23 protein-coding genes are annotated in these 16176 nt (G+C 67.5%); 10 read left to right on the top strand and 13 right to left on the bottom strand.

Features of this window, described 5'->3' with window-relative positions:
- The 6 genes from C667_RS04685 to C667_RS04660 all read right to left on the bottom strand — a co-directional run.
- Positions 1 to 727: exonuclease domain-containing protein (locus C667_RS04685; RefSeq protein ID WP_004357735.1), on the bottom strand; the 727-nt coding region annotated here is incomplete at its 3' end.
- 107 nt (positions 728 to 834) lie between these two features.
- Complete coding sequence (locus C667_RS04680) at positions 835 to 1023, bottom strand: DUF3460 family protein (protein WP_004357734.1); 189 nt, start codon at positions 1021 to 1023, stop codon at positions 835 to 837.
- 87 nt (positions 1024 to 1110) lie between these two features.
- Positions 1111 to 3318: a RelA/SpoT family protein gene (locus C667_RS04675; protein ID WP_039920780.1), complete on the bottom strand. Its 2208-nt coding sequence runs from the start codon at positions 3316 to 3318 to the stop codon at positions 1111 to 1113.
- A 17-nt stretch (positions 3319 to 3335) separates the two neighbouring features.
- Entirely contained in the window at positions 3336 to 3551 is a 216-nt protein-coding gene (gene rpoZ, locus C667_RS04670; RefSeq protein WP_004301130.1) for a DNA-directed RNA polymerase subunit omega, read from the bottom strand.
- A 2-nt stretch (positions 3552 to 3553) separates the two neighbouring features.
- Complete coding sequence (gmk, locus tag C667_RS04665; RefSeq protein ID WP_004357732.1) at positions 3554 to 4168, bottom strand: guanylate kinase; 615 nt, start codon at positions 4166 to 4168, stop codon at positions 3554 to 3556.
- Positions 4169 to 4218: 50 nt separating this feature from the next.
- Positions 4219 to 5085, bottom strand: a complete 867-nt coding sequence (locus tag C667_RS04660) for a YicC/YloC family endoribonuclease (protein WP_004357731.1) — start codon at positions 5083 to 5085, stop codon at positions 4219 to 4221.
- Between the two features lie 91 nt (positions 5086 to 5176).
- Here C667_RS04660 and C667_RS04655 point away from each other — a divergent pair, with 91 nt between their 5' ends.
- The 7 genes from C667_RS04655 (at position 5177) to C667_RS04625 (ending at position 10564) form a co-directional block, all read left to right on the top strand.
- Positions 5177 to 6124 (top strand): serine/threonine protein kinase, encoded by a 948-nt coding sequence (locus C667_RS04655; protein WP_004357730.1) that lies wholly within the window; start codon positions 5177 to 5179, stop codon positions 6122 to 6124.
- Between the two features lie 9 nt (positions 6125 to 6133).
- Positions 6134 to 7057: a PP2C family protein-serine/threonine phosphatase gene (locus tag C667_RS04650; RefSeq protein WP_004357729.1), complete on the top strand. Its 924-nt coding sequence runs from the start codon at positions 6134 to 6136 to the stop codon at positions 7055 to 7057.
- Positions 7058 to 7066: 9 nt separating this feature from the next.
- The gene (gene rph / locus C667_RS04645) at positions 7067 to 7798 is read left to right on the top strand and encodes a ribonuclease PH (RefSeq protein WP_004357728.1); all 732 of its coding nucleotides are present in this window, start codon (positions 7067 to 7069) and stop codon (positions 7796 to 7798) included.
- Positions 7799 to 7825: 27 nt separating this feature from the next.
- Positions 7826 to 8431 carry an RdgB/HAM1 family non-canonical purine NTP pyrophosphatase gene (gene rdgB / locus C667_RS04640; protein WP_004357727.1) on the top strand — a complete coding sequence of 202 codons (606 nt, stop codon included), beginning with the start codon at positions 7826 to 7828 and terminating at the stop codon, positions 8429 to 8431.
- Between the two features lie 58 nt (positions 8432 to 8489).
- Entirely contained in the window at positions 8490 to 9713 is a 1224-nt protein-coding gene (gene hemW, locus C667_RS04635; RefSeq protein ID WP_004357726.1) for a radical SAM family heme chaperone HemW, read from the top strand.
- A 120-nt stretch (positions 9714 to 9833) separates the two neighbouring features.
- A complete protein-coding gene (locus C667_RS04630) occupies positions 9834 to 10181 on the top strand; it encodes a nucleotidyltransferase domain-containing protein (protein ID WP_004357725.1) in 348 nt (115 codons plus the stop codon).
- A complete protein-coding gene (locus C667_RS04625; RefSeq protein WP_211207660.1) occupies positions 10178 to 10564 on the top strand; it encodes a HEPN domain-containing protein in 387 nt (128 codons plus the stop codon). The genes C667_RS04630 and C667_RS04625 overlap by 4 nt, the downstream gene beginning before the upstream one ends.
- Before the next feature lie 135 nt (positions 10565 to 10699).
- Here the strand turns inward: C667_RS04625 and C667_RS04620 are convergent, their stop codons facing one another.
- Both C667_RS04620 and C667_RS04615 read right to left on the bottom strand, forming a co-directional pair.
- A complete protein-coding gene (locus C667_RS04620) occupies positions 10700 to 11125 on the bottom strand; it encodes a type II toxin-antitoxin system VapC family toxin (RefSeq protein ID WP_004357723.1) in 426 nt (141 codons plus the stop codon).
- Positions 11122 to 11349 (bottom strand): type II toxin-antitoxin system Phd/YefM family antitoxin, encoded by a 228-nt coding sequence (locus C667_RS04615; protein WP_004357722.1) that lies wholly within the window; start codon positions 11347 to 11349, stop codon positions 11122 to 11124. The genes C667_RS04620 and C667_RS04615 overlap by 4 nt, the downstream gene beginning before the upstream one ends.
- A gap of 188 nt (positions 11350 to 11537) precedes the next feature.
- On the opposite strand from C667_RS04615, the gene C667_RS04610 reads away from it, so the two are divergent.
- Positions 11538 to 12032, top strand: a complete 495-nt coding sequence (locus C667_RS04610; RefSeq protein ID WP_004357721.1) for an OmpA family protein — start codon at positions 11538 to 11540, stop codon at positions 12030 to 12032.
- 173 nt (positions 12033 to 12205) lie between these two features.
- Here C667_RS04610 and C667_RS04605 read toward each other — a convergent pair whose 3' ends face one another.
- The 3 genes from C667_RS04605 to C667_RS04595 all read right to left on the bottom strand — a co-directional run bounded on the left by C667_RS04605 (position 12206) and on the right by C667_RS04595 (position 13822).
- A complete protein-coding gene (locus tag C667_RS04605; RefSeq protein ID WP_004357719.1) occupies positions 12206 to 12958 on the bottom strand; it encodes an SDR family NAD(P)-dependent oxidoreductase in 753 nt (250 codons plus the stop codon).
- 101 nt (positions 12959 to 13059) lie between these two features.
- Positions 13060 to 13380: a hypothetical protein gene (locus tag C667_RS04600; protein ID WP_004357716.1), complete on the bottom strand. Its 321-nt coding sequence runs from the start codon at positions 13378 to 13380 to the stop codon at positions 13060 to 13062.
- Positions 13373 to 13822 carry a DUF2703 domain-containing protein gene (locus C667_RS04595; RefSeq protein WP_004357714.1) on the bottom strand — a complete coding sequence of 150 codons (450 nt, stop codon included), beginning with the start codon at positions 13820 to 13822 and terminating at the stop codon, positions 13373 to 13375. The genes C667_RS04600 and C667_RS04595 overlap by 8 nt, the downstream gene beginning before the upstream one ends.
- 417 nt (positions 13823 to 14239) lie before the next feature.
- Here C667_RS04595 and C667_RS04590 point away from each other — a divergent pair, with 417 nt between their 5' ends.
- The gene (locus C667_RS04590; protein ID WP_002943394.1) at positions 14240 to 14635 is read left to right on the top strand and encodes a CzcE family metal-binding protein; all 396 of its coding nucleotides are present in this window, start codon (positions 14240 to 14242) and stop codon (positions 14633 to 14635) included.
- Positions 14636 to 14747: 112 nt separating this feature from the next.
- On the top strand, positions 14748 to 15026 hold the full coding sequence (copK, locus tag C667_RS04585) for a periplasmic Cu(I)/Cu(II)-binding protein CopK (protein WP_004265708.1): 279 nt from the start codon (positions 14748 to 14750) through the stop codon (positions 15024 to 15026).
- Between the two features lie 223 nt (positions 15027 to 15249).
- Here copK and C667_RS04580 read toward each other — a convergent pair whose 3' ends face one another.
- Positions 15250 to 15879 (bottom strand): methyltransferase family protein, encoded by a 630-nt coding sequence (locus tag C667_RS04580; RefSeq protein ID WP_012586262.1) that lies wholly within the window; start codon positions 15877 to 15879, stop codon positions 15250 to 15252.
- Positions 15880 to 15896: 17 nt separating this feature from the next.
- Positions 15897 to 16151 (bottom strand): DUF2933 domain-containing protein, encoded by a 255-nt coding sequence (locus C667_RS24785; RefSeq protein WP_021249902.1) that lies wholly within the window; start codon positions 16149 to 16151, stop codon positions 15897 to 15899.
- Positions 16152 to 16176 lie beyond the last annotated feature (25 nt).

Genomic DNA, 16176 nt, shown 5'->3' with positions numbered 1-16176 from the left:
CCGCGCCGAAGTGCTCGCGCACCCGCGCGCGCAGGCTCTGCGCGCGCCCGACGAAGAGCGCCGGGTCGCGCGCGCCCAGGGGCGGCGGCTCGGGCTGGGCGTGGAAGAGATACAGCCCGGGGGCATCGGGCAGCGCCTCGAGCAGGCCTTCGGGCAGCCCGGGCGGCTGCGCCGGCGCCTTCATCGCGCGTGCGGCGGCGCGCGCCAGCACCTCGGGCTCGAAGCCCGCCTCCAGCCCGCGCACGAACTGCCACAGGACCTCGACGTCGCCCATCGCGCGGTGGCGCGCGGAGCACACCAGGCCGTGGCGCTCGATCAAGGCATCGAGGCCGTGGCGGTGGTGTTCCGGATAAAGCGCGCGCGACAGCTTGACGGTGCACAGCACCGGCGCCTCGAACCCGCGCCCGATGCGGGTGAAGGCGTTGCGGATGAAGCCGTAGTCGAAGCGCGCGCTGTGGGCGACGAAGACGCAGCCCTCGAGCAGCGCGGCGACCGTGTCGGCCAGCGCCTCGAAGGCGGGCGCGTCGGCCACCATGGCGTCGGAGATGCCGGTGACCTCCTCGATCAGCGGCGGGATGGGCTGGCCGGGGGCGACCAGGCTCTCCCAGCGTGCGACGACCTCGCCGTCCTCGACGCGCAGGATGGCGATCTCGGTGATGCGGTCGCGCACCGGATGCGCGCCGGTGCTCTCGACATCGATGAAGGCGAGACGACTCGGCAGGCTCATGCTGGCCTACCGCGATGCCGGAGGCGAGGTTTCAACGGATGCACGCGGCGCCGCAGCCGGAACGGGCGGCAGGGACGGCCGCGCCGGCTCCGGCGCGGTGCGCCGGATCAGTTGTTGATGTCGTAGTAGTAGGGTTTGACCGGCACGCGGACGGCGGCGACGCGCTTCTGCTCCTCGACGCTCTGCGGCTTGTCCCACCACAGGGCGCGGCCCTTCTTCTGCTCGTCGCGCTGCTCCGGATGCTTCTCCATCCACTCGCGCATGAACTTGGTGTGATCGGATTCGTACATCGCCATGTCGGGTCCCCGGTGGGTTCGCGTGCGACGCCACAGAAGCGTCGCGGTCGGCGCGCATTCTAGCAGCGTCGGCGCGCCGCGGGGCCCTCAGCCGACGCGGCCGTCGGCCTTGACGCGGCCGATGCGCACGACCTCCTGCACCCGGCGCACGCCGCGCATCACGCGCGCGAGGTGCATGCGGTCGCGCACCTGCACGGTGAAGTTGAGCGCGGTGTACTCGCCCTGCCCGCCGTCCATGCTGACGCTCTGGATGTTGCTGTCTTCCTCGGCGATCGCGCTCGCCACCCGCGCCAGCACGCCGCGCGCGTTGTGGCTGAGCACGCGGATGCCGACGTCGAAGAGGCGGTCGTCGACCATGTGCTCCCACTCCACATCGACCCAGCGCCCGCGGTCGCCGCGCAGCTTGGCCACGTTGGGGCAGTCGTGGGTGTGCACCTCGAGGCCCTGGCCCTTGCGCAGGGTGCCGATGATCGGGTCGCCCGGGATGGGATGGCAGCAGCGCGCGAGCTGCACCGCGACGCCTTCCGAGCCGCGGATGCTGATCGCCCCCGCGGGCTTGGGCTTGACCACGTCCGGGCGTCCGGACTCGAGGTCCTGCGCCTCGGCGAGGCGGCGCGCGACGATGACCGGCAGGCGCTTGCCGAGGCCGAGGTCGGAGAAGACCTCTTTCTTGTGGCGCACGCCGCGGTCGCGCAGGAAGCGGTCCCACGCGAAGCTGGAGATCTGCCCGAGGGTGAGCCCGTGCGGGCGCAGCGCCTGGTTGAGCAGGCGCTCGCCGAGCGTGACCGACTCGTCCTGCTGGGCGTTCTTCATGAAGTGGCGGATCTGCGCGCGCGCCTTGCCGGTGCGCGCATAGGACAGCCAGGCCGGGTTGGGGTTGGCCTGCGCGGCGGTGATGATCTCGACCTGGTCGCCGTTGCGCAGTTCGCTGCGCAGCGGCATCAGGTCGCCGTTGATGCGGCAGGCCACGCAGCGGTTGCCGACGTCGGTGTGCACCGCGTAGGCGAAGTCGACCGGGGTCGAGCCCTTGGGCATGGAGAAGATCTTGCCCTTCGGCGAGAACACATAGACCTCGCCCGGGAAGAGGTCGATCTTGACGTGCTCGAGGAACTCGGTGGCCTCGCCCGAGGCCGACTGCAGCTCGAGCAGGGACTGCAGCCAGGAGTGCGTCTTCTGCTGCAGCTCGGTCAGCGTCTTCTCGTCTTCCTTGTACAGCCAGTGCGAGGCCACGCCGGTCTCGGCGATGTGGTGCATCTCGCGGGTGCGGATCTGCACCTCGACCGGCATGCCGAAGGGGCCGATCAGCGTGGTGTGCAGGCTCTGGTAGCCGTTGGCCTTGGGGATCGCGAGGTAGTCCTTGAACTTGCCCGGCACCGGCTTGTACATCGAGTGCAGCGCGCCGAGCGCGAGGTAGCAGCTCGGCACGTCTTTGACGATGACGCGGAAGCCGTAGATGTCGAGCACCTGCGAGAAGGACAGGCGCTTCTCCGCCATCTTGCGGTAGATGCCGTAGAGGTGCTTCTCGCGCCCCTGCACCTCGGCGGCGATGCCCCACTGCGGCAGGCGCTCCTCGATGCTGGCGAGGATCTTGCCGACGACCTCGCGGCGATTGCCGCGCGCGCTGCGGATCGCCTTGGCGAGCACCTCGAAGCGCAGCGGGTACTTGTTGCGGAAGGACAGCTCCTGCAGCTCGCGGAAGAGGTCGTTGAGGCCGAGCCGGTTCGCGATCGGCGCGTAGATCTCGAGCGTCTCGTTGGCGATGCGGCGGCGCTTGGCCGGACGCATGTGGTCCAGCGTGCGCATGTTGTGCAGGCGGTCGGCGAGCTTGATGAGGATGACGCGCAGGTCGCTCGCCATCGCCAGCAGCATCTTGCGGAAGTTCTCGGCCTGGGCCTCTTCCTGCGAGCGGAACTCGATCTTGTCGAGCTTGGACAGGCCATCGACCAGCTCGGCGGAGACCTTGCCGAAGCGTTCGGCGATCTCCGCCTTGGTGATGTGGGTGTCCTCCATCACGTCGTGGAGGAGCGCGGCGATCAGCGCCTGCGGGTCGAGGTGCCAGTCGGCGACCAGCGAGCACACCGCCACCGGGTGGCTGACGTAGGGCTCGCCGCTGACGCGGAACTGCCCGGCGTGGGCATCCGCCGAGAAGTGGTAGGCCGCCTCGACGCGGCCCACGTCCTCGGGCTTGAGGTAGGTCTGCAGCTTCGCCTTGAGCTGCTGGAAGTCGAGCGCGAGCACGCTCGACACCGGCGGGCGGAAGATTTGGGGGGCTGGGCCTGCTTCTGCGGCTTTCATGCAACCCCCGGGCGTTTTCAGGCCTGGCCGCGGTTGAGCATCTCGAGGCCGACCTTGCCCGCCTCGATCTCGCGCAGCGCGATCACGGTCGGCTTGTCGCGGTCGAGCGGGTCGACGTCGATCTGCGGCGTGCCGCCGGCGGTGAGCTGGCGGGCGCGATAGGTCGCCGCCAGGGTGAGCTGGAAGCGGTTCGGGATCCTTTTCAGGCAGTCTTCTACGGTGATGCGGGCCATGTTCAATCCTGTTCGAGGAAGGCGAAGTATTCGGGATGCCGCTGGTGCTGCTTGGTGCAGCGCAAACGCGCAGCACGCACTACGGCGACCAGGTCGTCGAGCGCGGCATCGATCTCGTCGTTGATTATAACGTAGTCGAATTCCGCGACATGGCGCATTTCCCCGCGTGCGCCGAGCAGGCGGCGGCTGATGACCTCGTCGCTGTCGGTATTGCGACCACGCAGGCGGGCCTCGAGTTCGTCCATCGAGGGCGGCAGGATGAAGACGCCGACCGCGTCCGGGAAGTGCTTGCGCACCTGCTGCGCGCCCTGCCAGTCGATCTCGAGCAGGGTGTCGCGCCCGGCCTCGACCTGCTGCTTGAGCCAAACGCGCGAGGTGGCGTAGTAGTTGCCGTGCACCTCGGCCCACTCTAGGAACTCGCCACGGTCGCGCAGCGCGCGGAAGGTGGGCACGTCGACGAAGTTGTACTCGCGCCCGTCCTGCTCGCCGGGGCGCGGCGCGCGCGTGGTGTAGGAGATCGACAGCTGCACGCGCGGGTCGCGCTGCAACAGGCCGCGCACCAGGGTGGTCTTGCCGGCGCCCGAGGGCGCGGTGACGATGAATAGGGTTCCGGCCATGGGGCGTCCTCGTGTTCGGGGAATCGCGGGCGCGCGCGGCGCCGCGCGGCTCACTCCAGGTTCTGCACCTGCTCTCGCATCTGCTCGATCAGCACCTTCATCTCCATCGCGATCGCGGTGATGTCGGTGGCGGGCGACTTGGAGGCCAGGGTGTTGGCCTCGCGGTTGAGCTCCTGCATCAGGAAGTCCAGCCGCTTGCCGGCGGCGCCGGCGCTCTTGAGGATGCGCTCGACCTCGTCGAGGTGGGTGGACAGGCGGGTGAGCTCCTCGTCCACGTCGATGCGCTGGGCGTAGAGCGCGACCTCCTGGCGGATGCGGTCCTCGTCCAGGCTGGCGACCGCGTCGCGCAGCTTGGCGGTGAGGCGCTCCTGGTACTCGAGCACCACCGCCGGCATGCGCGGGGCGGCCTGGGCGACGAGCTCGCGCATGCGCGCGACGCGCTCGCGGATCATGTCGGCGAGCTTGTCGCCCTCGCGCTGACGGGTGGCCACGAGCTCTTCGAGCGCGGTGTCCACGAGCGCGACGATCGCCGGCAGCATCTCGTCGAAGCCGAGGCTGTCGTCGGCCAGCATGCCAGGCCAGCGCAGCAGCTCGTTGACCGACAGCGGCGCGGCATCGGGGAAACGCCCACGCAAGGCATCCTGCGCATCGCCGAGCTGGTCGAGCAGCGCGCCGTTGAGGGCCATGCTGCGCGGCGCGGCGTGGCCGGCCTGCAGGTTGAGGCGGCATTCGACCTTGCCGCGGCCGAGGCGCGCGGAGAGACGCTCGCGGATCGCGGGCTCGGCCGCGCGCAGGTCGTCGACGATGCGGAAGCCGAGATCGAGGTAGCGCGAATTGACGCTGCGCAGCTCGAGATGAAGGCTGACACTACCCAGGTCTCGCGTCTGAACCGCGAAACCTGTCATGCTTTGGACCATGGGGCGCTCCGGGGGCCGCGCCCGATCGGATAAACTGGGCGCCTGGATCAGGAATGAAACCGCGAAAACAGCGATTCTAGCGCTCACGAAGATGCCGTCTCAAGCCAACTGCGCGCTGCCACCGGGGTTTCAGCTCGACCAGTACCGCATCGAGCGGCAACTGTCGCTCGGCGGCTTCTCGATCGTCTACCTCGCCCGCGACGCGCATGGCATGGCCGTCGCGATCAAGGAATACCTGCCCAACTCGCTCGCCCTGCGCAAGGAAGGCGAGACCGAGCCGCAGGTCAGCGAGGAGCACCGCCTCGCCTTCCGCTACGGCATGAAGTGCTTCTTCGAGGAAGGCCGCTCGCTCGCCAAGCTGATGCACCCGAACGTGGTGCGCGTGCTCAACTTCTTCCGCGCCAACGGCACGGTCTACATGGTCATGCAGTTCGAGCGCGGCCGCACCCTGCACGACTACATCCGCAAGCACCGCGGCGAGGTCAAGGAGATGCTGATCCGCGCGGTGTTCGCGCGCATGCTCAACGGCCTGCGCGAGGTGCATGCGCACAAGCTCATGCACCTCGACATCAAGCCCTCCAACATCTACCTGCGCAACGACGGCACCCCGGTGCTGCTCGACTTCGGCGCCGCGCGCCAGACGCTGATGAGCGACCAGCCGGTGCTCAAGCCGATGTACACGCCCGGCTACGCCGCGCCCGAGCAGTACGAGAAGGGCGCCCAGCTCGGCCCGTGGACCGACATCTACAGCGTGGGCGCCGGCCTGCACGCCTGCATCGTCGGCAGCCCGCCCCCACGCGCCGACGAACGCACGCAGCAGGACACCCTGCAGCCCGTGGTGAAGACGCAGGCGGGGCGCTACAGCCGGCAGCTGCTCGAGCTCACCGACTGGTGCCTGCACCTCGACCCCCAGCAACGCCCGCCCAGCGTGTATGCGCTGCAGAAGGCGCTGATCCACCAAGACAACGCCCCCGAGCGTCCGGAACACTGGTTCTCGGACCTGGGCAGCCGGCTGCGCTCCTTCATCGGCCGCAGCTGAGGACCCGCCATGCGCTTCACCATCTACCAGGAAAGCCGCCCCGGCAAGCGACGCGACAACCAGGACCGCATCGCCCACTGCTATTCGCGTGACGCGCTGCTGATGCTGGTCGCCGACGGCATGGGCGGCCACCTGCACGGCGAGGTGGCGGCGCAGATCGCGGTGCAGCGCATCGCGGAACGCTTCCAGGCCGAGGCGCGGCCGCTGCTGCCCGACCCGCAGCTCTTCCTGGCGCGCGCGATCGAGCACGCCCACCAGTCCATCCTCGACCACGCGCTCGACCGCCAGCTGCCCGACGCGCCACGCACCACCCTGGTCGCCTGCGTGATCCAGCGCGGCGCCGCCTTCTGGGCGCACGCCGGCGACTCGCGCCTCTACCTGCTGCGCCGCGGCCACCTGGTGACGCGCACCCGCGACCATTCGCGCACGCAGCTGATGATCGACCAGGGCCTGATCAAGGCGGAGGAGGCCCACCTCCACCCCGGGCGCAACCGCATCTATTCCTGCCTCGGCGGCAACTACAACCCGCAGGTGGAGTATTCTCCGCGCACCCCGCTGCGCGACGGCGACCTCCTCGCGCTATGCACCGACGGCGTGTGGGGCCCGATCGACGACGACGGCCTGGTGGTGAATCTCACCGCAGGGGTGCTCAGCCAGGCGGTGCCGCGGCTGCTGGACGTCTCGGAGCGCAAGGCCGGCTCCACCGCCGACAACCTGTCGATGGTGGCGATGTGCTGGCACGACGAGAACGCCGTCGGCGCCGCGACCGTCGAGTCGATCTCCACCCGCACCATGGAGCTCGACGGCTTCGAGTCCCGCCTCGACCTCTCCGGCACCGCCCCGGGCGCTACCGCCGAGCTCGACGAGGACGAGATCGAGCGCGCCATCCGCGAGATCAACGCCGCCATCCAGAAATTCGACTCCCGCTCCTAGGACCTCACGATGCGACCCAGCCAACGCCTGCCCGACCAGCTCCGCCCCGTCCGCCTCACGCGCGGCTTCACCTGCCACGCCGAAGGCTCGGTGCTGGTCGAATTCGGCGCCACCCGCGTGCTGTGCACCGCCAGCGTCGAGGAGAGCGTGCCCGGCTTCCTGCGCGGCAAGGGCCAGGGCTGGGTCACCGCCGAATACGGCATGCTGCCGCGCGCCACCCACACGCGCAGCGCGCGCGAGGCCGCCAAGGGCAAGCAGAGCGGACGCACCCAGGAGATCCAGCGCCTGATCGGGCGCAGCCTGCGCGCGGTGGTCGACCTGGCGGCGCTCGGTGAGCGCCAGATCGTGGTCGACTGCGACGTGCTGCAGGCCGACGGCGGCACCCGCACCGCCGCCATCACCGGCGCCTGCGTCGCGGTGCATGACGCCCTGGTCGGCCTGGTGGCCGCCGGCAAGCTCGCGCGCAACCCGATGCGCGAGTTCGTCGCCGCGATCTCGGTGGGCATCCACCAGGGCCTGCCGGTGCTCGACCTCGACTACGCCGAAGACTCCGGCTGCGACACCGACATGAACGTGGTGATGACCGAGGGCGGCGGCCTGATCGAGGTCCAGGGCACGGCCGAGGGCACGCCGTTCTCGCGCGCCGAGCTGAACGCCCTGCTCGACCTCGCCGAACTCGGCGGCCGCCAGCTGTTCGAACTGCAGCGCACCGCGGTGCGCACGGCCATCCTCACGGCCTGAAGCCCGTCCGCCAGGAGCCCCCGCACCATGAGCAAACGACTCGTCCTCGCCAGCAACAACGCCAAGAAGGCCGCCGAGATGCAGGCCCTGCTCGCCCCGCTCGGCATCGAGGTCATCCCGCAATCGGTGTTCGGCGTCGGCGAGGCCGAAGAGCCACACCCGAGCTTCGTCGAGAACGCGCTCGCCAAGGCCCGCCACGCCGCGGCCGCCACCGGGCTGCCCACGGTGGCCGACGACTCGGGCCTGTGCGTCGAGGCGCTCGGCGGCGCGCCGGGCGTCCTCTCCGCCCGCTTCGCCGGCGAGCCCAGGTCGGATGCGCGCAACAACGCCCTGCTGCTGGAAAAGCTCGCGCATCTGACCGAGCCCGCCCAGCGTCGCGCCTATTTCTATTCCGCCGTGGTGCTGGTGCGCCACGCCGAAGACCCGCGCCCGCTGATCGCCGACGGCGAATGGCACGGCGAGATCCTGCCCGCCGCGCGCGGCGAGGGCGGCTTCGGCTACGACCCGCTGTTCTGGCTGCCCGAGCTGGAGCAGACCGCCGCCGAGCTCGAACCCGCGCTCAAGAACACCCTCAGCCACCGCGGCGCGGCGATGCGCCACCTGCTCGACCGCCTCGCCGAACATCCGCTCTGACCCCGCGCTCACCGCGACCGAGCCAGCACGGATAGCCCGCACCGGACCACCGCCCCTCGTGACCACCCGCCGCATCATCCCCCTCGCCCCCGCCGCCACGCCGGCGCGCGCCCTGCCGCTGCCCGAGCGCCCGCAGCTCGAGGCCCCGCCGCCGCTGTCGGTGTACGTGCACTTCCCGTGGTGCGTGAAGAAGTGCCCCTACTGCGACTTCAACTCCCACGCCCCGCGCGAGGGCGGCATCCCCGAGCAGGCCTGGCTGGACGCCGTGCTCGCCGACCTGCAGCACGCCCTGCCCCAGGTCTGGGGCCGGCGGGTGCATAGCGTGTTCATCGGCGGCGGCACGCCCAGCCTGATGTCGGCAGCCACGCTCGACGGCCTGCTCACCGGCCTCCGCATGCTGCTGCCGCTCGACCCGCTCGCCGAGGTCACGCTCGAAGCCAACCCGGGCACGGTCGAGGCCGAACGCTTCCGCGACTACCGCGCTGCCGGCGTCAATCGCCTCTCGCTCGGCATCCAGAGCTTCGACGACGCCATGCTGGCGAAGATCGGCCGCATCCACGGCGGCGACGAGGCCCGGCGCGCGATCGACGCCGCGCGCACCCACTTCGAGCGCGTGAACCTCGACCTGATGTACGCCCTGCCCGGCCAGACCCTGGACATGGCGCTCGCCGACCTGGACACCGCGATCGGCTTCGGCGTGCAGCACCTGTCGTGCTACCACCTCACGCTCGAGCCCAACACCCCCTTCGCGCACAACCCGCCAGCGCTGCCCGACGACGACACCGCCGCCGACATGCAGGAGGCCATCGAGGCCCGCCTGGCCGCAGCCGGCTTCGCCCACTACGAGACCTCCGCCTTCGCCCGCCCGCACGAGCAGAGCCGCCACAACCTCAACTACTGGACCTTCGGCGACTACCTCGGCCTCGGCCCCGGCGCCCACGGCAAGCTCTCCAGCCATGAAGGCATCCGCCGCGAGATGCGCCACAAGCACCCCGGGCGCTACCTCGAAGGCGCGGCGCGCGGGGATTTCATCCAGGAAGCGCGCGAGGTGTCGGTAGCCGAGTTGCCCTTCGAGTTCATGATGAATGCCCTGCGCCTCACCGACGGCGTGCCGGCCAAGCTGTTCGCGGCGCGCACCGGGGTACCGCTCGAGGCCATCACCGACGAGCTGGCGCGGGCGCGCGAACGCGGGCTGCTGGAGATGGCGGAGGGGCAATTGCGGCCGACGCTGCAGGGAAGGCGGTTCCTGAACGAGTTGCTGCAGGTGTTCTTGCGGGACTGAGGTCCTGCAGGCTGGGTCTGGGTGGCAGCGCCACCGCCATCCCACATCCAGGCCCAGGCACAGCCCCTGGCCCTCACCGTCGAGTTTGACCCGAGTGCGGCCTCTGCCTAAGATCCTTGCATGACCACGCCCGCAGACATCGACAGCGCGACCCTTGCCGCGAGCCGCCTCTTCCTCGAGCGGATCTCGCGCAGTTACGACTACGCCGGCGCATTCCTGTTCGGCAGCCGCGCGCGGAAGACCCACCGTACAGACAGCGACGCCGATGTCGCCGTCCTGCTGCGTGGCATGCCGGCGCAGTTTGTCGGCACGAAGCTCGCGATGGACGACATTGCCTACGATGTCCTGCTCGAGACTGGCATCCGTGTCCAGCCCCTGCCGGTCTGGGAAGAAGAGTGGGCGCACCCCGAGCGCTACTCGAACCCCCGGCTATTGCAGAACATCGCACGTGAAGGGGTGCGCCTGTGAATCAAGCCGAACTGATGGCCAAAGCACGCCGTGCGGTCTTGTCGGCCAAGGTGCTGCTGGATGCAGGCGATGCGGACGGCGCCTGCAATCGCGCCTACTACGCAATGTTCGACGCCGCCCGCGCGGCCCTCATTGCATCGGGAGCGCCGGTGGTGGCCGAGCTTGCAAGGACTCACAACGGACTCATTTCTGCGTTCAGCCTTCATCTGGTAAAGACCGGGCGTGTGCCCGTCGAGTTGGGCAAGTCGCTCAACAAGGTCGAAGACTTGCGCCTGATCTCCGATTACAAGGGAGAGCCGCTCGATCACAGCTTTGCAGAATGGGCTGTTGAGCAGGCGAGTCAGTTTGTGAGCGCGATGGGCACGACGTTCGAGATTGACTGAGGCATGGCGGGTCACGCCAACGTCGCGCAGCATGCCTTAGGTGAAGTACAGCGCAAGGATCTTGTAGCCGCGCAGCCGCGCCGGCGACTCACCAACAGGTTGGTGCGGGCGGGACGGCGGCGGTGCACTGCAGGCTCAGCCGAGCACGTCCTCGCAAGCGATATGGTGAAAGACGGCAGCCTCGTTCAGCCGGCGGTCGAGACTGGCCAGCCGGGCGCCGAGCCGGTGTGCGATCGCCAGGTGCAGCGCATCCCCCGCGCGCAGCGCCAGCGGCGCGTCGATGAACACGGCCGCGGTGCGGAAATCGGCCGGCTCGACCTCGACGGTGCGCAATTCGGCCGAGACGAAACGCTGGAAGTGCGCCAGCGCCTGCTGCCGCGTAGCTGCGTCGATGGCGCCGGTACGTTGCTTGATGCCGCCGACGCTGGCCATTTCGGTGAGCGTCCACGCCGAGATCACCAGGCCCTCGCGACGCAGGGGCTCCAGACGATCGAAGACGCGCGCCGCGCCCGGTTCGCGAAAGAACAGCGCGCCGACGACCGAGGTGTCGAGGTAGATCACAGCAGGTCGTCCTCGCGCATCTGGGCAACGGTGGGGCCGTTGGTTGGCTCCGCTTCGATCCAGGCGCGCAGCGCGGCCCAGCCGTAGCCACCCGCGCCGGGTTCGGCCACCAGGCGCGCAACCGCCTGGCCGCGGCGGGTGATCAGCACGTCATTGCCGGCTTCGACGTCGGCGATGAGGCTGGACAGGTGGGACTTGGTCTCGGCGACAGAAGCGGTTTTCATGTTCGCACCATCCTTACATGGTCAACTACAGCGTGATTCTGGCTCGCGTTGACCATGTTGTAAACCGCACCTGGACTTCGTCATACGCCGGAAAGTGCCGAGCTGGCGCCGCAGCAATCTCATTCCGTTAGAATCCTGCCCACGTCGCCCGAACCGTCGGGTCGTGCATCCACAGGAGAATTCAGCACATGTTCGATCAGGAAGACAGCGAACTCAACGTCGTGATGGGCGTGGTGTTCGGCATCATCGCGCTGGTCATCGCCTTCGTCATCGGCCTGGCCGCCAACCAACTGGGCGGAAAGCAGGCCGCGCCGGCGGTGGCAGCGACCGGTGCAGGCGAGGTCGCGTTCGTTGACGTCGCCGAAGTGGGCGAACCGCTGGTGAAGATCCATTTCGACGTCGGCCAGACCGCGCTGTCGGCGGCCGCGCCCGCGCAGATCGCCACCGTCGTCACCGCGCTCGCCGCCGCGCCGCAGGCCAGCGCGCTGCTGTCCGGCTTCCACGACGAGACCGGCGGTGCCGCGGTCAATGCCGAAGTGGCGAAGAACCGTGCGCTGTCGGTGCGCCAGGCGCTGATCGCCGCTGGCGTCCCGTCCGAGCGCGTGCTGATGCGGCGTCCCGCCGTCACCCTGGGCGGTACGGATGCCGCCGAGGCGCGTCGGGTCGAGGTGCGCGTGCAATAAGTTCGCCGCAACAGGGCGAATTGAATCGAAGGCCGGGCATGCCCGGCCTTTTTTGTGCCCAACAGACGCTGCCGCGACCTTGCTGCCGGGCAGCGTCTCGATCGTTCAACCCCTGGAACCGCACCCCGACTGCTTCCCAACGGCGTCGCCCGCCTCGTCATTCACAACAAAACTCAGCCGACGGTATAGCCACCATCCACGACGATCTCCTGCCCGAAGATGTTCTTGGCAGCATCGGAGGCCAGGAATACCGAGAGCTCCGCGATATCCTCGGGCTGGCCGAACGCGCCGGGCATGAGCCGGGAATTGATCTTCTCCGCGACCGCACCCAGGACCTCGGGCGGCAATCCGACTGTTCCCCACAGCGGCGTGCCGATCGGGCCCGGTGCGATGGAATTGACCCGGATGCCCTGGGGCGCGAGCTCTGCGGCCAGGGTCTGGGAAAGGGATTTCAGCGCCGCCTTGCTGGCACTGTAGATGGCCAGGCCGGGGAAGCCGACCTGGGTGAGGAAGGTGGTGATGAACTGGATCGATCCACCCTTGCGGATGTGGGGAACGAACAGGCGCGCGGTTTCCGCCGCGCCAAAGAAATTGACCGAGAACTGGGTGTTGAAGGCTTCGGCGGTGCTGTCCTCGAACGACACGACGCGCGCAATGCCGGCGTTCGGAACGACGATATCCACGCCGCCATGGGCGCGGACTGCTTCATCGACCAGGCGCTTCAGGTCTTCGGGTTTGGTGACATCGCCCGCCACGGCCTTGACCTGCCCGGGAAAGCTCGCCTCCAGCGCCTTCAGGGCGTCGAGATTGCGCGCAAACGCGACGACCCGAGCGCCTTCTTCCACGTACTTGTCGACGATCGATTTTCCGATCCCGCTGCTGGCGCCGGTAACGACTGCGACCTTGCCTTCAAGCTTTCGTGCCATGTCTCGCTCCTGAAATGATCCCGAGCCCGGGGTCGTGGAAGCGTGTTTGAAACGAAAGCAATTCTCGTTGACGCTGATCAAGACGGTCCGGCGCCGCAGGCTCAGGGCACGAGCCTCAGGCCGACGAACAGGGTGAGCAGGGCCAGCGCCATGCAGCCCCCCGCCCACCAGCCCGCGCCCCGCGCCGTCCTGGCGAAGAACCCGAGCGGCGCGAGCCCGACGAAGATCATCGTCACGCCAAAGTGCACCGCATCGCCGTCGAACAGCGGCCCGGCCATGCCGAAGCGCGTCGAACGCGCCGGCGCAAACTCCGTGACGACCGCCAGCACTCCCAGGGCCACGACCGTCAGGCTGATGAGGGCAAAGAGAAAGCGGGCGACCGGATCCGGCCGTTGCTTGCCGGGCGTCTGCCGATCAGGCATCGCCACAGCACCCCGGTTTCCGCACACGCGGCGCGGGCGCTGCGTCAGTGAGAGGGCTCAGGGACGCGGACGCGGCAAGCAGCGCGGCCTTGAGGATCAGCGCTTCCGGAATCGCCTCGAAGGTTTCCGCTCCCACTTCCAGTGTCCGGCACGCCGCGCCGCCGCAGGCCGAGCAGCAGGTGCTTGTGCCAACGCTCGCGCTGAGCCAGTCCTCGATCGAGCGGCCGCCGATCCAGATGCGATTCGACTCCGAGGGCATGCCCTTGAAGGCGTCGAGTGCGATCTCCCGCGCTTCCAGAACCGGCTCGATGCCAAGCGGGCGCAGCGCTTCCTGAAGCTTCGGGATCACCCGGGCGATGGCCGCTTGTGTGCCGCCACACCGCTCGCAGGTCGCCCCCTCGGGCGTGACGAGTCGCTGCCACAGGATATTCAGGGTCTTCATGCTGATGCGCTTCCTTATGGGGCAGTGAGGGGAACGGTTGGTAGGGAACCGGGTCGGCCACTGGGCAGACGAGTGCGGCATGGATGTCGACAGCGGCAAGGTGCTTCGGGATCTGTTCTGGCGGCTGACGACCCAATCCAGCCGTCGGGCTCTTCGTGGTGCGAACGGCAAGTAACCGAGTGAAGCCGTCACCTCGCATGACATGTTGGGGGACGTGAAATTGGTGCTTCGTTCACGCGTCTGCCGTTCGGTCAAGGCCTTGGACTGACGAAACCCGGCCCGCCAACCCTGACCGTACCCTTTCATTCTTATGACTTAAACGTAATTGCAGGGTCACTGCCCTGTCAGTCGCTGGCTCCTATGATCGAGTCCATGGTTGCTCAAGCATGAGCAGCCAATCTGGACAAGGAGCCCATCATGAAAAAGTCGATCATCGCCGTTCTCGCCGTCTCGGCCATCAGCACCCTTGGATCTTCCGCTGCGTTCGCACACGAAGACTATTCCGAGGGCGGTGCGCTGCACTGGCTCGAGCATGTCCAGGCACGCGCTTCGAGCCCGACTGAGCGAGAGCTGGCCACATATGGCTACGCGAGCAACGCCACGCCCTCCCGCACCGTGATCGTCAATGCGGACACGCGCTACATCAACGTCACGCGGCTCGAGACGGTTGCCCTGAAGGTCGGTGACAAGACGGTCAACTGGACCTTCGACACCCTCGGCACAAACAGCTTTCCGCTTTCGAAGGTGGTCCAAGGGGGCGACAAGGTGACTGTCTATCTCGAAGAAAGCCCCCTTTACCGCAGCGGCTCCTGATAGCACCAAGCTTCCCCAGGAACCAAGGCGGGTAAGGCATCGGGCAATCTTCTATGGAAGAGGCCTGATGCAATGTTCAGCAACTATTTGTAGTTGATTCAAGGAGACGAGCATGTTGAAGAAAGCACTGATGGTCGCGGCACTTGGGATTGCCACCACATCGGCCTTCGCGGTCGATGTCGAGCGGGTCGAAAAGTCCATCCCCATGAAGGATGGCTCGACGGTCTACATCTTCAAGGATGGGAAAATGGGCATGGAGGACAAGATGGGCCGTGCGGTGAGGATGAAACACGGCGAAGTGATGGAGACCAAGGATGGACAGAAGATCATGATGCACGGCGACGAGGTCATGCGTCTCGACAGCATCCTTCGCCACGACACCCGTAACTGATTCGCACGTTTCAGGATGAACTTGCCCTCGGTGTCGATCCCGGGGGCTTTTCTGTCGACCTTTTTCAGGATCGGCGGGTTTGATTGATCAAACTCACTCTGCCCCGCGCGCATGCATGGTGCCCCAAACTCAAAGGCGCCTTGCTTGCAGGCAATGAGGAATCTGCGCGTCGGCATCTCCCTCTACTTCGCAAGCGGCGCTCTGGACCAAACGATCCGTCGAACTACCGCAGGCGAGGAATGAACGCCGGCGTGCGGTCGCGGTATGAGCGATAGGCATCACCGAATGCCTCGATCGCATCGAGTTCTTCCCGGCGGGCGAGCCTGGCGTACACGATCAACAGAACCGGGAACATGATCAGCGTGATCAAGGTCGGCCATTGCAGCAAAAAGCCGAACATGACCAGAACGAAAGCGACGTATTGCGGGTGTCGAATGCGTGCGTACGGGCCACTGTCGGCGACGCGGCGGGTGCGCTGAGCCTCGAGGAGTACGGGCCAGGCCTTTGCCAAGAGCCAGAAGCCACCGACGATGAACACCGTGCTCAAGAGGTGAAACGGGCCGAAGTGCGGGTTACTGCTCCATCCGAACATCACCTCCAAGAGGTGCCCCGAGTCGTGGGCAAAAAAATCGATTCCCGGAAATTTCGAAGACAGCCACCCCGAGAGCAGGTAGATCGTCAACGGAAAGCCGTACATCTCGGTGAAGAGCGCGAGGATGAAGGCCGAGTAAGCGCCCAAGGATCGCCAGTCCTGGCTTGTGCGGGGACGCGTGAAGCTGAATGCGAAGGCGATGAAGAACAGCGAGTTGATGATAACCAGTGACCACAAGCCGTAACTCGACGTCTCACTCATCTCGATCTCCCGTGGCATCACGCATCATGGTTACCTTGGTCTTCAGCCGGCGTTCGTTTTCTCTTGTGGCCGTGACCGCGATGCATGAAGACGTGCATCAGGGGGCACGCAAGCAAGATGAGCCACGGTAGGTAGCCGAGCACATGGAGCCGGTGCTCGGCGATAAGGAGAACGGCCGCCAGTACGACGAAGACCAGAAATACGCGGCGAACCCTTAAGTTCGATTCAGCCCGACCGGATGGACGGGGCTCGGCTTCAGTCTCGGCTTTCATGAGACAGCTCCTTGTGCGCAAACAT

The organism is Thauera phenylacetica B4P (genome assembly GCF_000310225.1).
GTDB classification, from domain to species: domain Bacteria; phylum Pseudomonadota; class Gammaproteobacteria; order Burkholderiales; family Rhodocyclaceae; genus Thauera; species Thauera phenylacetica.
This window is presented reverse-complemented; position numbering and strand designations above follow the sequence as displayed.

What these genes read in the sequence shown, in the direction of transcription:
- C667_RS04655 (WP_004357730.1), top strand. Translation starts at nt 5,177, where the DNA reads ATGCCGTCTCAAGCCAACTGCGCGCTGCCACCGGGGTTTCAGCTCGAC.
- C667_RS04580 (WP_012586262.1), bottom strand. Translation starts at nt 15,879, where the DNA reads ATGAGTGAGACGTCGAGTTACGGCTTGTGGTCACTGGTTATCATCAAC.
- rpoZ (WP_004301130.1), bottom strand. Translation starts at nt 3,551, where the DNA reads ATGGCCCGCATCACCGTAGAAGACTGCCTGAAAAGGATCCCGAACCGC.
- C667_RS04660 (WP_004357731.1), bottom strand. Translation starts at nt 5,085, where the DNA reads ATGGTCCAAAGCATGACAGGTTTCGCGGTTCAGACGCGAGACCTGGGT.
- C667_RS04590 (WP_002943394.1), top strand. Translation starts at nt 14,240, where the DNA reads ATGAAAAAGTCGATCATCGCCGTTCTCGCCGTCTCGGCCATCAGCACC.
- C667_RS04600 (WP_004357716.1), bottom strand. Translation starts at nt 13,380, where the DNA reads ATGCCTGATCGGCAGACGCCCGGCAAGCAACGGCCGGATCCGGTCGCC.
- C667_RS04675 (WP_039920780.1), bottom strand. Translation starts at nt 3,318, where the DNA reads ATGAAAGCCGCAGAAGCAGGCCCAGCCCCCCAAATCTTCCGCCCGCCG.
- C667_RS04595 (WP_004357714.1), bottom strand. Translation starts at nt 13,822, where the DNA reads ATGAAGACCCTGAATATCCTGTGGCAGCGACTCGTCACGCCCGAGGGG.
- rdgB (WP_004357727.1), top strand. Translation starts at nt 7,826, where the DNA reads ATGAGCAAACGACTCGTCCTCGCCAGCAACAACGCCAAGAAGGCCGCC.
- C667_RS04610 (WP_004357721.1), top strand. Translation starts at nt 11,538, where the DNA reads ATGTTCGATCAGGAAGACAGCGAACTCAACGTCGTGATGGGCGTGGTG.
- C667_RS04650 (WP_004357729.1), top strand. Translation starts at nt 6,134, where the DNA reads ATGCGCTTCACCATCTACCAGGAAAGCCGCCCCGGCAAGCGACGCGAC.
- rph (WP_004357728.1), top strand. Translation starts at nt 7,067, where the DNA reads ATGCGACCCAGCCAACGCCTGCCCGACCAGCTCCGCCCCGTCCGCCTC.
- C667_RS04605 (WP_004357719.1), bottom strand. Translation starts at nt 12,958, where the DNA reads ATGGCACGAAAGCTTGAAGGCAAGGTCGCAGTCGTTACCGGCGCCAGC.
- C667_RS04680 (WP_004357734.1), bottom strand. Translation starts at nt 1,023, where the DNA reads ATGGCGATGTACGAATCCGATCACACCAAGTTCATGCGCGAGTGGATG.
- copK (WP_004265708.1), top strand. Translation starts at nt 14,748, where the DNA reads ATGTTGAAGAAAGCACTGATGGTCGCGGCACTTGGGATTGCCACCACA.
- gmk (WP_004357732.1), bottom strand. Translation starts at nt 4,168, where the DNA reads ATGGCCGGAACCCTATTCATCGTCACCGCGCCCTCGGGCGCCGGCAAG.
- C667_RS04630 (WP_004357725.1), top strand. Translation starts at nt 9,834, where the DNA reads ATGACCACGCCCGCAGACATCGACAGCGCGACCCTTGCCGCGAGCCGC.
- C667_RS04615 (WP_004357722.1), bottom strand. Translation starts at nt 11,349, where the DNA reads ATGAAAACCGCTTCTGTCGCCGAGACCAAGTCCCACCTGTCCAGCCTC.
- C667_RS24785 (WP_021249902.1), bottom strand. Translation starts at nt 16,151, where the DNA reads ATGAAAGCCGAGACTGAAGCCGAGCCCCGTCCATCCGGTCGGGCTGAA.